Consider the following 17,159-nt stretch of genomic DNA (forward strand, 5'->3'; position numbering starts at 1 on the left):
GCGCCGCCAGGCCTTTTTTGCTGCATTGCGACTGACGGCTATCTCAGCAACCCATAGTTTATTAATTTGAGAACATCTCGCAGCGAGGGGGTTAAGCCCCCCGCTGAAATCAGCGGACCGGAGAGTGAATGACAAGGGTATTTATTATCTGTCAGTCGTGGCTGACGGTATTGGCTTCGATATAGGCGAAATTGATGTCCTCGCCGAGCCCCGGTCGCTGCGGCAGATGAACAAAGCCCTCTTCATCCATCGGATCAATCAGGCTGTTTAAGTACGCCGCCGGTTGATCATAATCGAGGAACGGGTGCAGCAAACCGCGCTCGTACCAGCGGCAGTTGCGGATGGCGCCAATCACCGCCAGGCTCGCCGCGCCGTTGCCGTGCACTTCACAATCCATGCCGAATGATTCCGCCAGGTTCGCCACTTTCAGCGCTGGCGAAATGCCGCCCACGCCGTTGGCTCCGGCGCGCAGAATGTCACAGGCGCCCGCGTTTACCCAGTCGGCGCGGCTATGGTGTTTCCCGCCCAGGCTTTCCGGCCCGATAACCGGAATCGACAGATTTTCCGCAAGCCACGCGTAAGAGGACATGCTCGCTTCGTCCATCGGTTCTTCAAACCAGGCGAAGTTGAGTTTTTCCAGCTCCTTGCCGATATAGAGCGCGTCGGTGCGGCTGTACCAGTGGTAGCCATCAAGCATCAGTTCAATATCCGGGCCGACCGCTTCACGCACCGCGGCGCAGGCTTTGACGTCCATTTTCGGGTTCGGCGCGAATTTCACCGGTGGCATCCAGGTGTGTAATTTGATGGCTTTGTAGCCGCGCGCCACCAGTTTTTCGGCGAAGGCGGCGTACGAGTCCGGCGTCGAAAGCCCGCCTTCCAGCTCGTCGCCGCACATGGTGCTGCCATACGCCGGGACTTTGTCGCGATAACCGCCCAGCAGCTTGTACACCGATATGTTTAATTTGCGGCCAATCAAATCCCACAGCGCTTGTTCAACAAATGACAGTGTGCGCTCGGTTAACTGGTGCGCACTGCCGCGTTGCCAGTGCACCAGATCCTGCCAGATGCGCTCGCGGTTAAACGGATCCTGCCCGAGCATCACTTTGCGAAAAAAAGCGTTGAGCACAAACGGGCGCACCACTTCCGGCGGCGCAAAGGAATAGCCTTTGCTGCCATCGTCTGCGGCGATCGTCAGCATCGCCATGCTGGCCTGTTTTTCCGGCCCTGGATGCGAGTGCCCGGCGCTGTCGGAAACGCGGCGCGTGGGATGCTGAAACACGGTGACGTTTACTGATTCAATTTTCATTGTGGTTCCCTGATATTTTTTTTGAAAAGCCGTTTTATAAATAAATATTATGCACAAAAATAGCGCGTAACTTCGGGCAAGTTTCGCTAAACGAGGGGCATTTTTTAGACATATGCACGACGCGGCGTGAGGTTTTTCACAAAAAGACGGAATGCAATCAGGGGATTGAGACGCAGGTAAGATGAAATAAAGGGGATGGATTATTTACCCTCCCCCGCCAGGGAGAGGGTAAAAGGTAATCAGGCGATGGTCACTTTCTCGTCAAGATAGACATCCTGCACAGCGTTAATCAGCTTCACGCCCTCGGCCATGGTTTTCTTGAACGCTTTACGGCCCAGGATCAGCCCCATGCCGCCCGCGCGTTTATTGATAACCGCCGTACGAACCGCGTCGCCGAGATCGGTATCGCCGCCCGCCGCGCCGCCGGAGTTAATCAGCCCGGCCCGGCCCATGTAGCAGTTCGCCAGCTGGTAACGCACCAGGTCAATCGGATTGTCGCTGGTCAGCTTGCTGTAGACGCGCTCGTCGGTATAGCCAAAATTCACCGCTTTGTAGCCGCCGTTATTTTCCGCCATCTTCTGCTTCACAATATCGGCGCCAATGGTGGCGGCAATATGGTTCGCCTGGCCGGTTAAATCGGCGGAAACGTGGTAATCAACGCCATCTTTCTTGAACGATGAGTTACGCAGGTACGCCCACAATACGGTGACCATACCGAGCTCATGCGCGCGTTCAAAGGCGGCGGAAATTTCTTCAATCTGGCGGCGTGATTCCGCTGAACCGAAATAGATCGTCGCCCCGACGGCGACGGCGCCCATATTGAACGCCTGCTCGACGCTGGCGTACAACGTCTGGTCATATTCGGTAGGGTAGCTGAGCGTTTCGTTGTGGTTCAGTTTTACCAGGAAAGGAATGCGGTGCGCATAACGGCGCGAAACCGACGCCAGCACACCGTAAGTGGATGCCACGCAGTTACAACCGGCTTCAATCGCCAGCTCGACAATGTTCTTCGGATCGAAGTAGAGCGGGTTGGCGGCAAACGACGCGCCCGCCGAGTGCTCAATGCCCTGGTCGACCGGCAAAATAGACAGATAGCCCGTGCCCGCCAGCCGCCCGTGGTTATACAGCGTCTGCATATTTCGCAGCACCGCCGGCGGGCGGTTGTTATCGACCATTACGCGATCAACATAATCGTGTCCTGGCAGATAGAGCTGGTCAGCGGGGATGGTCATACAACGGTGTTGCAGAAGGCTGTCGGCGTCTTTGCCAAGTAACTGCACAATATCAGTCATAGCTATGCTCCCGTAAGCTTCGCGCAAAGCGAATTGGATTATCCTTACCTGCCTGACGGCAGGCAGAGATAAGCCTGGTTCCCTCTTGTCAGATTTTCCACCGCTGGCCTTTTTTTCAGCATTATCTGCTGGCACGTTTCATATAGCGGTTTACCACCACTGGTGAAAGTGATGCACCGGTCCAATGCCGTGCCCCACTTCCAGCGTATCTGCCTGCGCGAGCGCCGCCGTTAACCACTGTTTTGCTTCCACCACGGTGGATGCCCAGTCGTCATGGTGCGGGCGCAGCGCCGCCAGCGCGGCGGAGAGCGTACAGCCCGTACCGTGGGTGTTTTTCGTTTTCACACGCGGGGCGCTAAAGCGCAGCGCCCCATCGCGCGTGAACAGCCAGTCAGGGCTTTCGGCGTCATCCAGATGACCGCCTTTCATCAGCACCGCTTCACAGCCGAGCGCCAGCAGCGCTTCGCCCTGCGCATGCATCTCCTGTTCGCTGCGGGCATGTGGCGCATCAAGCAGCGCGGCGGCTTCCGGCAAATTAGGCGTAATAAGTGAAACCTGTGGCAGTAAATGCTGACGCAGCGCAGTGACCGCTGAGGGCGATAACAGCGGGTCGCCACTTTTGGCGAGCATCACCGTATCCAGCACCACATTGCGTACCTGATAGCGACGCAGCCGTTCCGCGACCGCTTCAACAATGTCCGTTTCCGCCAGCATGCCGATTTTGGTGGTGTCAATACGCACGTCGCTGAGCACGGAATCAAGCTGTGCGGCGACAAAGTCGGGTTCAATGCGGTACACCGACTGCACGCCACGGGTGTTTTGTGCCACCAGCGCGGTGATCACCGAACAGCCGTATGCGCCCAGCGCGGAAAAAGTTTTCAGATCCGCCTGAATGCCCGCCCCACCGCTGGGATCGGTGCCGGCAATGGTTAATGCGTTGATGCGTTTCATGCATTGCCTCCCAGCATGTACAGCGCGTCCAGAAAGGCGGGAACAAAACTGCCCGGTCCTGCGCTCTTCGCACAGGCCAGGCTACCGGCTTGTGCCATAAACGCGCAGGCCGCAGCGACATTTTCCAGCTTATCGCCCGGCAGTGCGCAGCAGGCGGCCACCACCGCAGAGAGTGCGCAGCCAGTACCCACCACGCGCGTCATCAGCACATCACCGCCGGCCACCATCAACACACGCGGGCCATCGGTGATGTAATCCACTTCGCCGCTTACCGCGACAATCGCCCCGCTTTGTCGCGCCAGCGCCTGCGCCGCAGGCAGTGCCGCGCTGGCGGTGTCGGTGGTATCCACGCCGCGCCCGCCGGCGCTCATACCGGCAAGCGCGAGGATTTCCGAAGCATTCCCCCGGATCGCCGCCGGGCGCAACGCCAGCAGTTGCTGGCAGAATTGTGTGCGTAGCGTGAGCGCGCCAACGGCAACGGCAACGGGATCGAGTGTCCAGGGTTTATGCGCGGCTTTCGCGCTCTCGACCGCCGCGCGCATCGCTGCGGCGCGTTCGCGCGTTAAGGTACCCACGTTGATTAACAGGGCATCGGCAATGGCGCTGAACTGCGGCGCTTCTTCGCTATCAATCACCATCGCGGGTGATGCGCCAAGCGCCAGTAGCACGTTAGCGGTAAAGGTTTGTACGACGTCATTGGTCATACAGTGCACAAGGGGAGAACGGCGGCGGAATTGCTGTAACGCATGTGCGAGTTGCACACGATCAAGCAGGTCAGGTTGCATGGTTTCGCTCCTGCCCGGCGTGAAGAAGGGATGCCGGGCAGGCATCTGACTTCCCTACGCTGGCATTATCCAGATCAGGTGGTACGGGTATTTCTCAGCCTTCACAAAGAAGGGCACCCCGAGTCATTTAAAACAAATTCAACTACTTGCGATTAATGCTCTCATTAATCCCTGTTCAGGATCATGCCAGCGGGGAAACAAAGACACAACCCCTTCAAAAACGGCATCTGCCTCTCATCACAACCCACGCGGGTACGCCCACATTACGACGACGGTTTCACCGGCTAATCGGCTTTTCAACAAGCAGGTGCAAGTCATGAGAATTTAATGATTTCATAGCGGTCATGAACACAACATCGATACCTTCAGGCAGCCTGACACGTTGATTTCTATGGTTCCTAAAATCACAGGTATCTTTCTCTACGCCGTAAAGAACGTTTTTTAATGCTTGCTTATCAATCAGTTGCCGTCCCATTGTTCCCATAACTTTCAAAGGCAAAAGGAGAAGGAAGATGGCATCACCGCCAGGCATCGACCCTAAAAGTAGACGGCAGTTCCTACAAAACAATATGAGAGAAATGAGAGAAGCACGCAGCCACGGCTACGGACGTAACGTCGCATTGCCGCAAACTTATTTATGGTTTTATCAGAAGGTGCGCATTAATGCGGCCCATTGGCTGTTAACTGTGTTGCTGGCCATCTTCGCTGGCTGAGTTATCAGCCATATCCGCGAGCAGGCGACACGCTTCAGAGCGTGCGCCAGATCGCCCCAGGCACATGGCTTTACACCACGCAGAACAGCGAAGGCGGTGCCACCGTCCCGACCGTATACCGGTATTACCAACGCAACGCCGATGGAGCTAGCTTACAGCAGCTTTACGGCGACTTTCCATTCCTGACTGGCAGCAGCACCCTATCGGCGATCGCCGTTGACGGTGACACGGTTCGGGTTGATTACAGCGGCAGGGTATACAGCATCGAACAGCACGCAGGTCGCTATTTTTTAACGTACAGCCTACGGTAAATTTAAGCGCGCCAGATCTGGCCCCGAACCTAAAAAAGTGGGGCTTTATTTATTTTTGAAAATTATTCGGGTACTCAACGGCGGAAAATCCCGTCGTTACTGACGTGGGTATCTTACAGATCGGGTAATACAGTTATTTCTCAGCCTACACAAGGAAGGGTACCCTGAATCAGTTGAATCTGATTCAACTTTTCCGTCGGCTCAGCAGTCCATCTCTATTCTGCTAACCTGCTCTGCCCCAGCCAGGCAAACGGGGCTCTCTCAGTATGTACCGAACCGTGGTTGATAAAATAAATATGGGCAGGAAAGCAATATGGTTATGTTGTCAGTATCAATACAATACCCGAAACGGATTTTTATAGATCTATCCTGATGTTCCCGGTTATCAATCGTGTTGATTAAAGATGAATCCGTTAAATTTTTTAATACTTAGCCTGCTAAGAAAATGGGTGCTGTACAACACCCATCTGGTTATTCCTGTTTCCATTTACTACTGTAAAAAGCCCGCAACTCTCGAGTGAACAACATTTTTTGGATAATTCACTCAGCGGGCTTATACTTTATTTATACGCTACGCTGGCATTACTTTTGGTAACAAGCAACCATGCTTTTTAGTTAATTTGCGTTTTTTTGAATATTTTCTTTTCATTATATTCAATTATGCTTCTTTTCGTTAAATGATAAAAAGCTGATAAAATAAACCCCATCATTAACGACAACACGATAAATATACCTGTTTTATATTTCTTACTGACATCACTTTTACTGATAAATATAAAATCCTTTTCATTCGAATAGTCCAGCTTTGTAATAAAGGCTATTTTTGTATATAGTTCACTACCATTCATCACGTTGTTTTTATTATCATCAATTATTCTTTTATACGCTTGATAATCCTGAATATACCAGGAGTTGATTTTTTGATATATCGTTTTAATTGCAGCATCAGCAATCGGTTTTTCTGAAGTATTGCCTCTCCAGGTGAGATTAATTACTTTTGTTCTTTCATCTGCCTGAATAGTAAATCTGTCACTAATGCCTTTAATAATCGATTCAATGAAATTCGATTTGCAATCAAAGTCAGTATTACAATTAATAATCATACTGGGAGCATCACTGTTTATTTTTATTTCATAGCTTATATTTACTTTATCTTTCTCTACCAACAAAAAAACAATTGCTAAAATCAGCGCTGCCGCCATTGAGAAAATGATGCTTATACTTTTCTTTTTTATAAAGAAAAGCAACTCGAGTAAATCTATCTCTGTCGTTTGATTATTCATTTTTAAATCGCCACATTAATCAACAAGTATGTTAAACAAACAAAAGTCAGTGCTAAAACACCGAAGAACAACTTGGCTGGAATCGTATATTTCATTTTCTTATATGATAGGTAAAAGGATAGTTTACTGCTTATCAAATCGTAAGAAAACTCCTAATTTTGATTGTTTCGCACTTTTTTCCTGCAGTCTGATTTTTGCTTAACCCAGCCCAGCCTTACCAACCCCCACTACCTTTCAAACGCCTCGCGTTGCTGGAACCGGAGCGCAAAATCACCTTCAAAGATAACGCGACCATAAAAAGAAAGGCAGGCCGAAGCCTGCCTGTCACCGTTTGTCATCAGTTAAGTTTGAAGTCAGCCACAGCCTGTTTAAGTCATTGCGACTGCACTTTCAGCGAATGGGCCGCGGCAGAGGCTTCCTCAACGAGTGCGGCTTTCTGCTGGGTAACGGAATCCATTTGCGCGACAGCAATATTGATCTGCTCAATAGCGCGGCTTTGCTCATTGGTGGAGAGATTAATCTCCGGCATCAGTTCGGACACCTATTTAACGGAAGCGATAATGCACTTCATGCTTTCGCCCGCTCGCTCCCCCCTTTCGCTGCCAGGCTGAGCCTGAGTGCCGGACTGCTCAATCAACTCCTTAATCTCTTTCGCAGCAACCGACGAGCGCTGCGCCAGATTGCGGGCTTCGCTAGCGACAACGGCAAAACCGCGCCCCTGCTCGCGAGCTCGGTCTGCCTCAACGGCCGCGTCAAGCACCAGGATATTAGTCTGGAAAGCAATATCTTCAATCAGACCGATAATTGTGTCGATTTTGCCTGAGCTGCTTTCGGTTTCCTTCATTGAAAGCACCGCTTCCCTCTTGCGCAGAGGTGCGCATGTTGCTGGCAAGCTGGTTAGCCGGGTGCGTGTTTTCTGAGGCGTGTTTCACCGTGGAAATCAGTTGTTCTCTACCGGCAGCCGTTTCGCCAAGGGAAGCGGCCTGCGACTCTGTTCGTGCCGAGAGATCCGTATTTCCTGCGGCAATCTCTTCGGCGGCATGAGCCACGCTTCCGCTTGAATGACGAACCTGTGCAATGATATCCACCAACGAAAGACGCATCTGCTCCAGCGAGCTGAGCATCGTACCGATTTCATCTTTCGAGCGCGATATCACCGGGCTATGCAGTTCTCCGGCAGCCATCTGCTCGCAGTGAAGACGGGCAGAGTCAAGAGGGAAAAGGACACGACGCCATCAGTTGGCGGCTTCTGCAACACGTCTTTGCCCTCAGTGAGAAAAGTTTTGAATAGTGATTTATAGAGCTTGAGATGCTTGTGGATGGCCTCAACACCAACCAGCTCATCAGGAGGAACATCATCGCATTAGATCTATTACTGAATAGTCATCGAGCGATAAGGTTGAAAAACGCGTTTTGGGAGATATTCAATGATCTCATCACCTGTTTATTGTCCTGCCTGGTGATAGCCGCGACATTAGTTTCTCCGCCCAAGACAGTTAGCAATACGTCGATATAACGCTCATTCGCCATTGAGATCGATTTCGTCCAGTTTCTCCCCTTTTCGTCTTTGTACGTCGCCCACGCATCCGCGAGTGTTAGCACTTTTCCGGGTTCGGCTGGCGGTTGAGATTCCACGGTTTCAGCAGGAGGAGCTATCTGCTGGTGGGGCAAAAGTGGATTTCTCACAGCCTTGCGTTCTGACGCAATCAGATTAGACAAAAATGATTCGAACACGAGGAGCGGCGTAGCTAATGATTTAATAAAAGGAATGTGAGGCGTAACGCCAATCATCAAAGCAGAGGCTTCACGGAAGCTATCAGTGAGTAGTGATTTCTTATACATCCTGCCATTTGAAAGCCGGATTTGCATGCCGTTTCGCTGAAATGTGTATAGAAGATTTCTGTACCCCATGATTGCGCCCTTTTTGTACCTCAAGTGCATTGCGCACTAACAAAAAGAGAGTCAATCTCATGATAAATAAGCCGAATTTCGGCTCCCTATGCTGGCATTATCCAGATCAGGTGGTACGGGTATTTCTCAGCCTTCACGAAGAAGGGCACCCCGAGTCATTTAAAAATCAATATGTTGTGGTTAACCGTTGAGTAACCGCCACTCAGAATAATGCGCCCGCCCGGTGTTGTAAACCGGCCTTCCTGTACAAGCACCACATGCGGGCAAACCTTACAAAGAGAAGTGTACAGGCAACTATTTGAATTCATAACGAACACCCAAGGTCGCTTGCGTACTGCTATAGCTTTTGCTGCCGAGTTGATGGCCGACATTGCCCCACAGACTCAGCTGCGGGTTCAACCTGCCAGTAATGCCGATTTTCACTTCGCCGACATTCTCCGCGCCCGCCTGGCTGATTCTTTCACCATCCATACGTGTGGCGAACTGTCGGGTATTGTGGATCCAGTTGGCTTCGATAAACGGCTGTAACGTGCGCCCGTTGCCATTATCACGCCCGCCATAGCTGTTCAACCAACTGCGGATCCCGAGCCGCGTTTGTAGCGCGTTACTCCCTTCGCCACTGACGCGCGTGCCGTTTGCTTCGCGGTGATCTTCAGCTTTTACTCCCATCCAGATAGCCTGCGCCTGCGGCTGGATGTGCCAGCTTGTCCGCGAACCATTGCTGCCGGAAAACTCAGCGGCTTTCCAGTTCCAGGCGGTTTCAACGGACGCACTGACGCCTTTGGCGTGATACGCCTCGGTAGCGAGTTCCTCACCGCTGACGGAATTGCTGAACCAGCTATACTGCGCCCAACTTCCCACATACAGACCGGTTTTATTCAGATCGTCGGCATACCATGCGCCGTATGCGCCTGCCGTGTAGCCATTTACCCGACCGTCAGCGTCGTAACCGCTGACGGTCGAGTGCGTGTGGCTGTGGTTGTTTCCGTACCCGGCCATGACGCCCACACGCCCGCGCCCCTGGCGACCGTCGCGCCACTGTACCAGGTCGCCGCCGAGCATCATTACGTACTGAGTCGACGCGGTTTTCAATTGCCCGCTGTCGTCGCGCGAGCGGTTACGTGTCCCCGCCTGATGCATCCACATGCTGCTCTCTGCGGTATCGCCCTGCTGCGCGTTATCGGTCTCGCTATCCTGCAAACGGATGGCAAACATGCGGTTGGCTGCCGCCAGATTTCCTGTGTAGCTTCCCCCTTCCGGCCGGTTTATCGGCTTAGTGGATTGCGGTGGCGTCGGGTCAGGTGCGGGCAGCTCAGACGGCGGCTGACCGGGTTCAGTCGGTGGCTGCTCCGGCTCGGTCGGTGGATCTTCGGATTCAGACGGCGGCTGATCGGGTTCAGTCGGTGGCTGCTCCGGCTCGCTCGGTGGATCTTCGGGTTCAGACGGTGGCTCTTCGGGGTCGACCGGCGGGTCCTCCGGATCAGGCGGTATGATTTCTTGCATCTGGTTGCTTAAATACCAGTGCGCACGATCCTGTCCGTTGCCGCGCACCAGCCTGTATTCATACGCGCCTGCGACAATTCGCCCCAGCTGGGTAAATCGCCCGGCGGAGCGACCATTAACCTGGATGAGCCGGATCCCGTTCAGCGTTTGCCTGCCCGTGCCGCCAACATTGTTAACGCTGACCATAGTCGTACCGCTGGTACCCCCTTCCACGCGCAGCGTTTCCGTTGCGGCGCTGTCATCCGCCAGAACGGTATTGAAATTAATCAAACCGATTCTGCCCTGGTAATCTCCTTTCACTACCAGCTGGTTACCCGGCGCTTTGCCACTGTTGGCCGCACCTATCTGAACCGTGCCGCTGTTACTCAGGTTGCCGTTAATGGTTAAAACATCGCTCACTGCGGCAGCACCGGCCGCGCGTGCAGACTGCTTCCCGGCTCCAATCGACAACGTGCCGGCATTCGTGACATCGCCCGCGACCGCGCCGTTGCCGATAAGCTCCGCGCCCTGATAGATATTGACGTGCGATGATTCAAGCGTAAATGGCTCCTCGGGGGAGCCAAACTTCACACCGCCAGTCCGGATATTCGTCTCGCCTCTGTAGAGTGCGGCAGCCTGCGAAAGCGTAATGATACCGAGGCCACTTTTTTCCAGCCCGCCGGAACCGGTCACGCTGTTTTGCACTGTCCAGTCATCGTTAGTCACCAGCCGAAGCGTTCCGTCATTGATTATCGAAGCGGAGCTCAGCTGATTTCCTGTATTCACCGTAAGCTGGCTGCCATCGCGAATCTCAACCGTCCCGCCGAAATGGGTGTTGTCCGCGGAAAACTGAATGTCGCTGCCGTTCAGCACAACGATGCCGTTATTGGTGAGCTGATTTTCAAACAGACCGGAGGCGCTGTTAAATTTGAGAAAACCGAGGTTGTCGATGCCCGCGGTCCCCAGCCCCCGGGGAGTATCAAGGGTGACTGACGCCCCCGATTTTATGGTGATGTCGGCGCTGAGCGCGGTATTGTCACCGTGGATAGCCATCTGCCCACCCGTGAAATTCAACGCGCCGCTGCCGGTAAGCGCACCAGCGATAGCACCGCCGTTGGTCACCGTCAGGTTGCCGCCCGCCAGATCAATCCGCGATCCCTGCTGGCTCTCCACCGCGCCCAGAGTTTGCTGGTAGCCATGAATGTCCAGCACCGTTGCGGAGGCCATGTCGACTAAGGAAGTGTTGCCCAGAGTCTGATCGTTTGCTAAGCGCAACTCACCTGCCACCATCCGCGTCACGCCGGTGTAGTCGTTATCCCGATTGGATAATGAAACCGCGGTATCGGTATTAATTTGTAAATCACCGCTTCCGCTGACTTTCGCGCTCAGATCGGCGGCGTTACCGCTGTTGCCTTCGGCATTCAATGTCAGGGCGTCATTGCCCTGCGCCAGCAGTTCAAGCTCGGTCAGCCCGTAATTGATATACATACCATCCGCGCCACTACCGCTGGTAAGACGATAGTCATAGTGCCCTTTCGCCACCGTCTGGCCATTTTGCGTAACATCGTGCTCCATTTCCGCGGAAACAGCCTGACCATGTTCATCGACGAGCAGCAAATTTCCGCCGGCGCCAGTCACGGCTTGCTGGCTTTCCACTAACCTGAGCGCAACACCGGACTCATCCTGTTGCAGGAGCGGTTTGCTGGTATCCGGCGTCTGTGACGTATTTTGCAAGCTGTTGCTGATCTGAATTGTGCCCCGCCCGGACAAATCCACATTTCCGGCCGCCTCCACCAAAGGCAGGGTGTCGATATCACCAAACACCATTGTGCCGCCGTTGAAAGCCAGACCGCCAATCGACTGGGTGCCTGTGCCAACGGTGGTGGTGTTGCCGTTTTCAACATGCAGTGTGGCCTGGGTGAGCGCGGTGGTATTGACCCCACCCAGCAGAAAATCATTATTCCTGAGATAGACATCGCCGGAAAAATCACGTCCGACATTAGCGGTAAAATTAAATGAGTTATAGTTATTATCGGCGATAAAGTCGCCCGTACCGGTCAGGTGATTATTAAATTCGAAAGCAGCGTCTGTTTGCGCAGTGAATTCCCCACTTGCATCGACATTCATAGTACCCGTGCCAAAGGCGTTATTACTGAATAATAAATCCTTACTGGCTGCTGCTTTCCCAGTGATATTCCACATTCCGGCATAGGTGTTTTTATTAATAAAAATGATGACATCCCCTGATACGGTAGTCATACCCGTGCCGATCATTCTATTGGTGAAGGCATAGTGTTCCATCCCGGCAATTTCCAGACCTTGCGACCGGTCGTTGGCGTCAGTATTAATTGTTATAGTATTTGATCCCAGCGCTTTCGTATGTTTAATGGTGACTAAACCGCCGCTAATTACTGTATCACCACTATAATCTGACTCTAAACCGAGCGTGGTATGCCCCGACTGATATTCAACACCACCCTCACCCAATATTTGCATATTAAAAACATAGCCGTCATCATTCGACTGCGTAGAGAAATTATTATTAAAAATAACTTTATTATCGCCGCCCCCACTCATAATAATGCGACTTGCCCGAATGTGATTTAGTTCATCCGTTAATGCATCGCCAATATAAAGGGTGTTATTTGCTCCAGATACGCTGCTAAGGTTAATATTTTCTCCCACTTCCACCCAGGCATTATGACCGAGTACCGTTTTCATGTTATTACCGGTGGCCGAGGCATTGAGATTCATATTTTCGTCGATTACCACGTGTTGCCCGGAAGAACCGCCATGTATTTGCCAGGCCGTGTCGCCGGCATGCGTACCGTTAAGGTTCATATCGCCGTTAACATGCACGTCCGCATTGCGAATTAATGCCTTTTCCGCAACCGCATTGATATCATTGAGTATTTGATTATTAGAAAGCGTTAAATCGCCGCCAACGTTGACGGTTGCGCCATCGGCAATATGTAACCCTATGCCACCGCCAGCGAGATCGGCGGTGAGATTATCGCCTACATTCAGGATCGCAGAACCGCTAACCGACAACCCACCACTCGCCGCGCCGCCACTGGGTGAAATTGACATATCATGCGCCACCGTGGTCATGCCACCAGTCTGGACATACTGGCTTGTTTCAGACTGCAGGTTGATGCTGCTGGCCACGATTACCGACTGCGCATCATAAATATTGATAGCCGTTGACGTGCCAGCACCGGCGCCTGTCACAAGATTACCGAATGTAAATGTGCCGCCGTATCCGTTTGTCAAGGCGGGGACACCACCGATCTGTGCTCCGCCGAACTGAATCTGCGACTGCCCCTTCACAAGCAGATCGCCTGCGCCATTAAGCGAACCGCCATGTAACCATAAATAAGCGTTGTCCATCTCTACTGCATACGGACCTGCGCCGTTTGTGACATTCACGGTGCCAGCCCCGGCGGTAATTTCCAGACCGCTATTCGAAGTGAAGTTAAGGCCATCATTAATATCGTTAACCGGCTTATCGTAAAGGGTGTTTTGCGTAATATTTACGGCCATTGCATAAGGAATGCCCGTAAAAAAAAGGAGTATTGGAAAGGTAAGTCTCACTGCGCAGGAAAGGCGCGTAAGCGGGGTTTTCATATTCGGCACGCTATTTAGTGGGTAGTGCGCCATGCCGGGTTGCGAGGTTACAGAGAATTGCGGTACTAACTTACCTGAATTAGGTTTCCCCATCCTTTCCATATAGAACTTCCTTATATTTAAAAATAAGCGTTCCTGTAATCTATTCCGGTCAAATACGGGCAGAGTGCCCTACAGCTAATGCGAACGCACCACGACACCAACTGAACAATTCGTAACAGTCGTGGAAGATAAATTAATGGAACAGATAAAATAAAACGCTATTACATCGAAAAATAACGCCCGAAAGTTAAAATATTAAATATATCCAATTTACTGTTACCGCTAAGACCACAAGATGTTTATCAGTTAAGTAAACGCTTAATAACACTTCCACTAAAACGTCGACATTAATCCTCACGCAAGTGTTATCTTAACAGCAAATTGATGAACCGCTACCAGGCAAGAGCATTTTTTACTTGCCGTTTATTGCATTCAATGAATTGAGAAATATTAACAAGTTGCCTGTTATTTTTCTGTTAATTAATAAAATTAAAAATCCGAAAATAAATGCAGCCTCAGCGCAAGCCCGAAAATATAGACATGGCGGAAAGACGGAATAAGGGATTGTAAAGTGAACCGGTGCGGTGATATCACCCGGCACACATGCCGGGTGACAGGCGACATTAAAGCGCGATCATTTCCATAACTTGTGCGCAATGGCTTGCAGTTGCTGGGCAATCTCTTGCAGGTTGGTGCCCTGCGCCTGCAGTGCCCCGGTGGAATGGCGCACAATGAGCCGCGCCGGCAGTACCGAAGAGCTGCGAGTGGCATCGCCGTGACCGCTGTCGAGTAGCCGCCGAACCGCTTCCTTACCCTGTAAATCAAGATCCAGCGAGACGGTGGTCAGCGCCGGATAAAAGAACGAGCTTTCGTAAGTGTCGTCATAACCGATGACCGATTTCTCACCGGGGATCGCCACCTGGTGCTGATGAAACGCGCTTAATACGCCCAGCGCCATCTGGTCGTTACCTACCAACACGGCGGTAAAGTTTGGCGTTTCACGCAGCATCTGTAGCGCACCGGCGTAACCACTCTGCGCGTCCCAGTTACCGTGGAAAACCATCACCGGTTTCAGTCCATAGCCGTTAAGGGTTTCGATCCAGCTTTTCAGGCGCAGCTTCGCAGAGACGGAACTCTCCGGTCCGGCCAGTAAGGCAATCTCCCGGTGCCCCAAATCGTACAGGTGTTTGACGCTGGCACGGGTTCCGTCTGCCGGGTTAAACGAAACGTTAAACACCGAACTGTAAGGATCAACATCGAGAAACAGACAGACGATATCATCGTTGTCAGACGCGATGCGCTGCGCCTGTTCGGTCTCCAGCGGCACGTTGATGATCACTTTATCGACAAGCTGTGATTTCAGTTCGTTGATAGCAGACTGGATATCATGATTGACGTTCTCATCAATCATCGAGATCAGCACCTGGTAACCATCGAGGTTGGCGTAGCGTTTTACCGCCGCGGCCACCTGCGATGGCGCGTGCAGCGCCAGCGAAGTGGTCACCAGCCCAATGGTCTGGCTCTGCTTGCCGACCAACTGTTGAGCCAGCCTGTTGGGGACGTAGCGCAATAACTCTATGGATTTCTCAACCTTGAGACGCGTGGCTTCGGATACATTGGCAGATTTGTTGAGTACCCTGGACACGGTCTGATAGGAGACACCCGCATGGCGGGCAACGTCTTCTAACGTCGCACTTTTAGACTTCATGGTCCGGTTCCTTATGTTGTTATGCGCCGATTGTAACAGGGGCCATCTAAAAAAACGCTCACCACACTTTCCCTCGTCTCTTTTTTGCCAAATAAGTATCACGCTCACAATAGCGAACATTGTGAAGGAATTCGCTACCTGTAACAAAAAACGCTGATTTATTTGCACTTAATCACACATTCGCAATCGTTAGTTTGCCTGTTTTTACATTTAGGCATTTTATGACAGCGTTTATGTGAACGTAATACAAAACAATAAGAGGAATGATATGAACACTACGCTACGCACTCTCACACTTGCGTTAGCCGCTGCGCTGACTTCACCATCTATCCTGGCCGCCTCATCGGTGCCTATCGACTTTCACGGTTACCTGCGCGGCGGCGTAGGCGTGTCGGGCGATGGCGGACAGGTGGAGTGGCAGAAAAACAAACTCGGCCGCCTCGGTAACGAATCCGACACCTACGGGGAAGTGGAACTGGGCTCGGAAGTGTATAAGAAAGACGAAGTGAGCTTTTACCTCGATACCATGGTGAGCATGGTTTCCGACGGCTCCAACGATAACGAAACCACCATTGGCGATGATGCCCAATTCGGTTTGCGCCAGTTAAATCTGCAAATCAAAGGACTTATCCCTAACGATCCCAACGCGGTGATCTGGGGCGGTAAACGTTACTACCAGCGCCACGATCTGCACATTATCGATACCAAATACTGGAACATTTCCGGTTCCGGCGCAGGCGTTGAAAACTACACCTTAGGCCCGGGCGCAGTATCCGTGGCGTGGATCCGTGGCGACGCCAACGATGTCGATTACCGCGTGGATAACGATAACGATGTCAACATCAACTACATCGACCTGCGTTACGCGGGCTGGAAACCGTGGTCAGGCGCGTGGACCGAGTTCGGCGTTGATTACGCCATGCCAAACCCGACCAAAAAACAGAAACAATATGGCGGCCTGTATGAAGCCGATGATGGCGTGATGGTAACCGGTGAAATCAGCCAGGATATGTTTGGCGGTTACAACAAGCTGGTGCTGCAATACGCTAACAAAGGGCTGGCGCAGAACATGGTGTCGCAGGGCGGCGGCTGGTACGACATGTGGCATTACGTTAATGACGCCAGCGGCTATCGCGTGATTAACACCGGCCTGATTCCGATTACCGATAAGTTCTCGCTGAACCACGTGCTGACATACGGCTCGGCCAATGACATCACCGAATACACCGACAAAACACGTCTGGTTTCGCTGGTTGGCCGCGCCCAGTATCAGCTCACCAATTATGTACGCCTGATTGGTGAAGTCGGCGGCTTCTACCAGAAAGATGATTATAAAAACGGTACTCACTACAAACAGAGCGGCGAAAAATATACTTTTGCTGTCGGTCTGGCGGATGGCCCAGAATTTATGTCTCGTCCTGAATTACGCCTTTTCGCCTCCTATTTAAATGATTCGGAAGACGGGAAATCATTTGAAGATGGAACGAAAAATAATACCTGGAACTTCGGTGTTCAGGTTGAGGCCTGGTGGTAATACGCTTCATCCTGCACGTTATCGCTTTGTTGGTTAAATTTGTTTGCTCTGGCGATTTATTTTAATAAGCCAACACCGGGAAACTATTACGCCGCAATAGGATAACGCACTATGTTGTCTGTATTAACGAGTAACATCATTATTTATTTTATCTCCGCAAACTGAGCAAAGTTGCCACTGTTTTATTTTGGGATACCCATGCAGGTATCCCTTT

At 51.9% G+C, this 17,159-nt stretch carries 10 protein-coding genes, 2 pseudogenes and 2 riboswitches; of the genes and pseudogenes, 3 read left to right on the plus strand and 9 right to left on the minus strand.

Annotated features, from left to right (window positions below; all coding sequences use genetic code 11):
- Nucleotides 1-151: 151 nt before the first annotated feature.
- From H650_RS05475 to thiM, 4 genes are all read right to left on the minus strand, one after another.
- Entirely contained in the window at nt 152-1,306 is a 1,155-nt protein-coding gene (locus tag H650_RS05475) for a mandelate racemase family protein (protein ID WP_020454333.1), read from the minus strand.
- 239 nt (nt 1,307-1,545) lie between these two features.
- Nucleotides 1,546-2,598 (minus strand): class I fructose-bisphosphate aldolase, encoded by a 1,053-nt coding sequence (fbaB, locus tag H650_RS05480; protein WP_020454334.1) that lies wholly within the window; start codon nt 2,596-2,598, stop codon nt 1,546-1,548.
- A 150-nt stretch (nt 2,599-2,748) separates the two neighbouring features.
- Complete coding sequence (gene thiD / locus H650_RS05485) at nt 2,749-3,549, minus strand: bifunctional hydroxymethylpyrimidine kinase/phosphomethylpyrimidine kinase (RefSeq protein WP_020454335.1); 801 nt, start codon at nt 3,547-3,549, stop codon at nt 2,749-2,751.
- Complete coding sequence (thiM, locus tag H650_RS05490) at nt 3,546-4,334, minus strand: hydroxyethylthiazole kinase (RefSeq protein ID WP_020454336.1); 789 nt, start codon at nt 4,332-4,334, stop codon at nt 3,546-3,548. Before thiM ends, thiD begins: the two co-directional genes overlap by 4 nt.
- 34 nt (nt 4,335-4,368) lie before the next feature.
- Nucleotides 4,369-4,465: riboswitch (TPP riboswitch) on the minus strand.
- A gap of 381 nt (nt 4,466-4,846) precedes the next feature.
- On the opposite strand from thiM, the gene H650_RS25890 reads away from it, so the two are divergent.
- The gene (locus tag H650_RS25890) at nt 4,847-5,047 is read left to right on the plus strand and encodes a hypothetical protein (protein ID WP_020454337.1); all 201 of its coding nucleotides are present in this window, start codon (nt 4,847-4,849) and stop codon (nt 5,045-5,047) included.
- On the plus strand, nt 5,008-5,358 hold the full coding sequence (locus tag H650_RS05500) for a hypothetical protein (RefSeq protein WP_044489417.1): 351 nt from the start codon (nt 5,008-5,010) through the stop codon (nt 5,356-5,358). The genes H650_RS25890 and H650_RS05500 overlap by 40 nt, the downstream gene beginning before the upstream one ends.
- 611 nt (nt 5,359-5,969) lie before the next feature.
- Here the strand turns inward: H650_RS05500 and H650_RS05505 are convergent.
- From H650_RS05505 to H650_RS05525, 5 genes and pseudogenes are all read right to left on the minus strand, one after another.
- Nucleotides 5,970-6,641 (minus strand): hypothetical protein, encoded by a 672-nt coding sequence (locus H650_RS05505; protein ID WP_020454339.1) that lies wholly within the window; start codon nt 6,639-6,641, stop codon nt 5,970-5,972.
- Nucleotides 6,642-7,014: 373 nt separating this feature from the next.
- A pseudogene (locus H650_RS05510) lies at nt 7,015-7,873 on the minus strand (methyl-accepting chemotaxis protein); the annotation flags it as partial.
- Nucleotides 7,864-8,552, minus strand: a pseudogene (locus H650_RS05515) (integrase); the annotation flags it as partial. The pseudogenes H650_RS05510 and H650_RS05515, both read right to left, overlap by 10 nt.
- A 67-nt stretch (nt 8,553-8,619) precedes the next feature.
- Nucleotides 8,620-8,715, minus strand: a riboswitch (TPP riboswitch).
- A gap of 131 nt (nt 8,716-8,846) precedes the next feature.
- Entirely contained in the window at nt 8,847-13,577 is a 4,731-nt protein-coding gene (locus H650_RS05520; RefSeq protein WP_020454342.1) for an autotransporter outer membrane beta-barrel domain-containing protein, read from the minus strand.
- A gap of 760 nt (nt 13,578-14,337) precedes the next feature.
- Nucleotides 14,338-15,411 (minus strand): LacI family DNA-binding transcriptional regulator, encoded by a 1,074-nt coding sequence (locus tag H650_RS05525; protein ID WP_020454343.1) that lies wholly within the window; start codon nt 15,409-15,411, stop codon nt 14,338-14,340.
- 268 nt (nt 15,412-15,679) lie between these two features.
- Here H650_RS05525 and H650_RS05530 point away from each other — a divergent pair, with 268 nt between their 5' ends.
- Nucleotides 15,680-16,945 (plus strand): maltoporin, encoded by a 1,266-nt coding sequence (locus tag H650_RS05530; RefSeq protein WP_020454344.1) that lies wholly within the window; start codon nt 15,680-15,682, stop codon nt 16,943-16,945.
- The last annotated feature ends 214 nt before the right edge of the window (nt 16,946-17,159 follow it).

This window comes from Enterobacter sp. R4-368, assembly GCF_000410515.1.
GTDB lineage: Bacteria > Pseudomonadota > Gammaproteobacteria > Enterobacterales > Enterobacteriaceae > Kosakonia.

What these genes read in the sequence shown, in the direction of transcription:
- H650_RS05475 (WP_020454333.1), bottom strand. Translation starts at nt 1,306, where the DNA reads ATGAAAATTGAATCAGTAAACGTCACCGTGTTTCAGCATCCCACGCGC.
- fbaB (WP_020454334.1), bottom strand. Translation starts at nt 2,598, where the DNA reads ATGACTGATATTGTGCAGTTACTTGGCAAAGACGCCGACAGCCTTCTG.
- thiD (WP_020454335.1), bottom strand. Translation starts at nt 3,549, where the DNA reads ATGAAACGCATCAACGCATTAACCATTGCCGGCACCGATCCCAGCGGT.
- thiM (WP_020454336.1), bottom strand. Translation starts at nt 4,334, where the DNA reads ATGCAACCTGACCTGCTTGATCGTGTGCAACTCGCACATGCGTTACAG.
- H650_RS25890 (WP_020454337.1), top strand. Translation starts at nt 4,847, where the DNA reads ATGGCATCACCGCCAGGCATCGACCCTAAAAGTAGACGGCAGTTCCTA.
- H650_RS05505 (WP_020454339.1), bottom strand. Translation starts at nt 6,641, where the DNA reads ATGAATAATCAAACGACAGAGATAGATTTACTCGAGTTGCTTTTCTTT.
- H650_RS05520 (WP_020454342.1), bottom strand. Translation starts at nt 13,577, where the DNA reads ATGGCCGTAAATATTACGCAAAACACCCTTTACGATAAGCCGGTTAAC.
- H650_RS05525 (WP_020454343.1), bottom strand. Translation starts at nt 15,411, where the DNA reads ATGAAGTCTAAAAGTGCGACGTTAGAAGACGTTGCCCGCCATGCGGGT.
- H650_RS05530 (WP_020454344.1), top strand. Translation starts at nt 15,680, where the DNA reads ATGAACACTACGCTACGCACTCTCACACTTGCGTTAGCCGCTGCGCTG.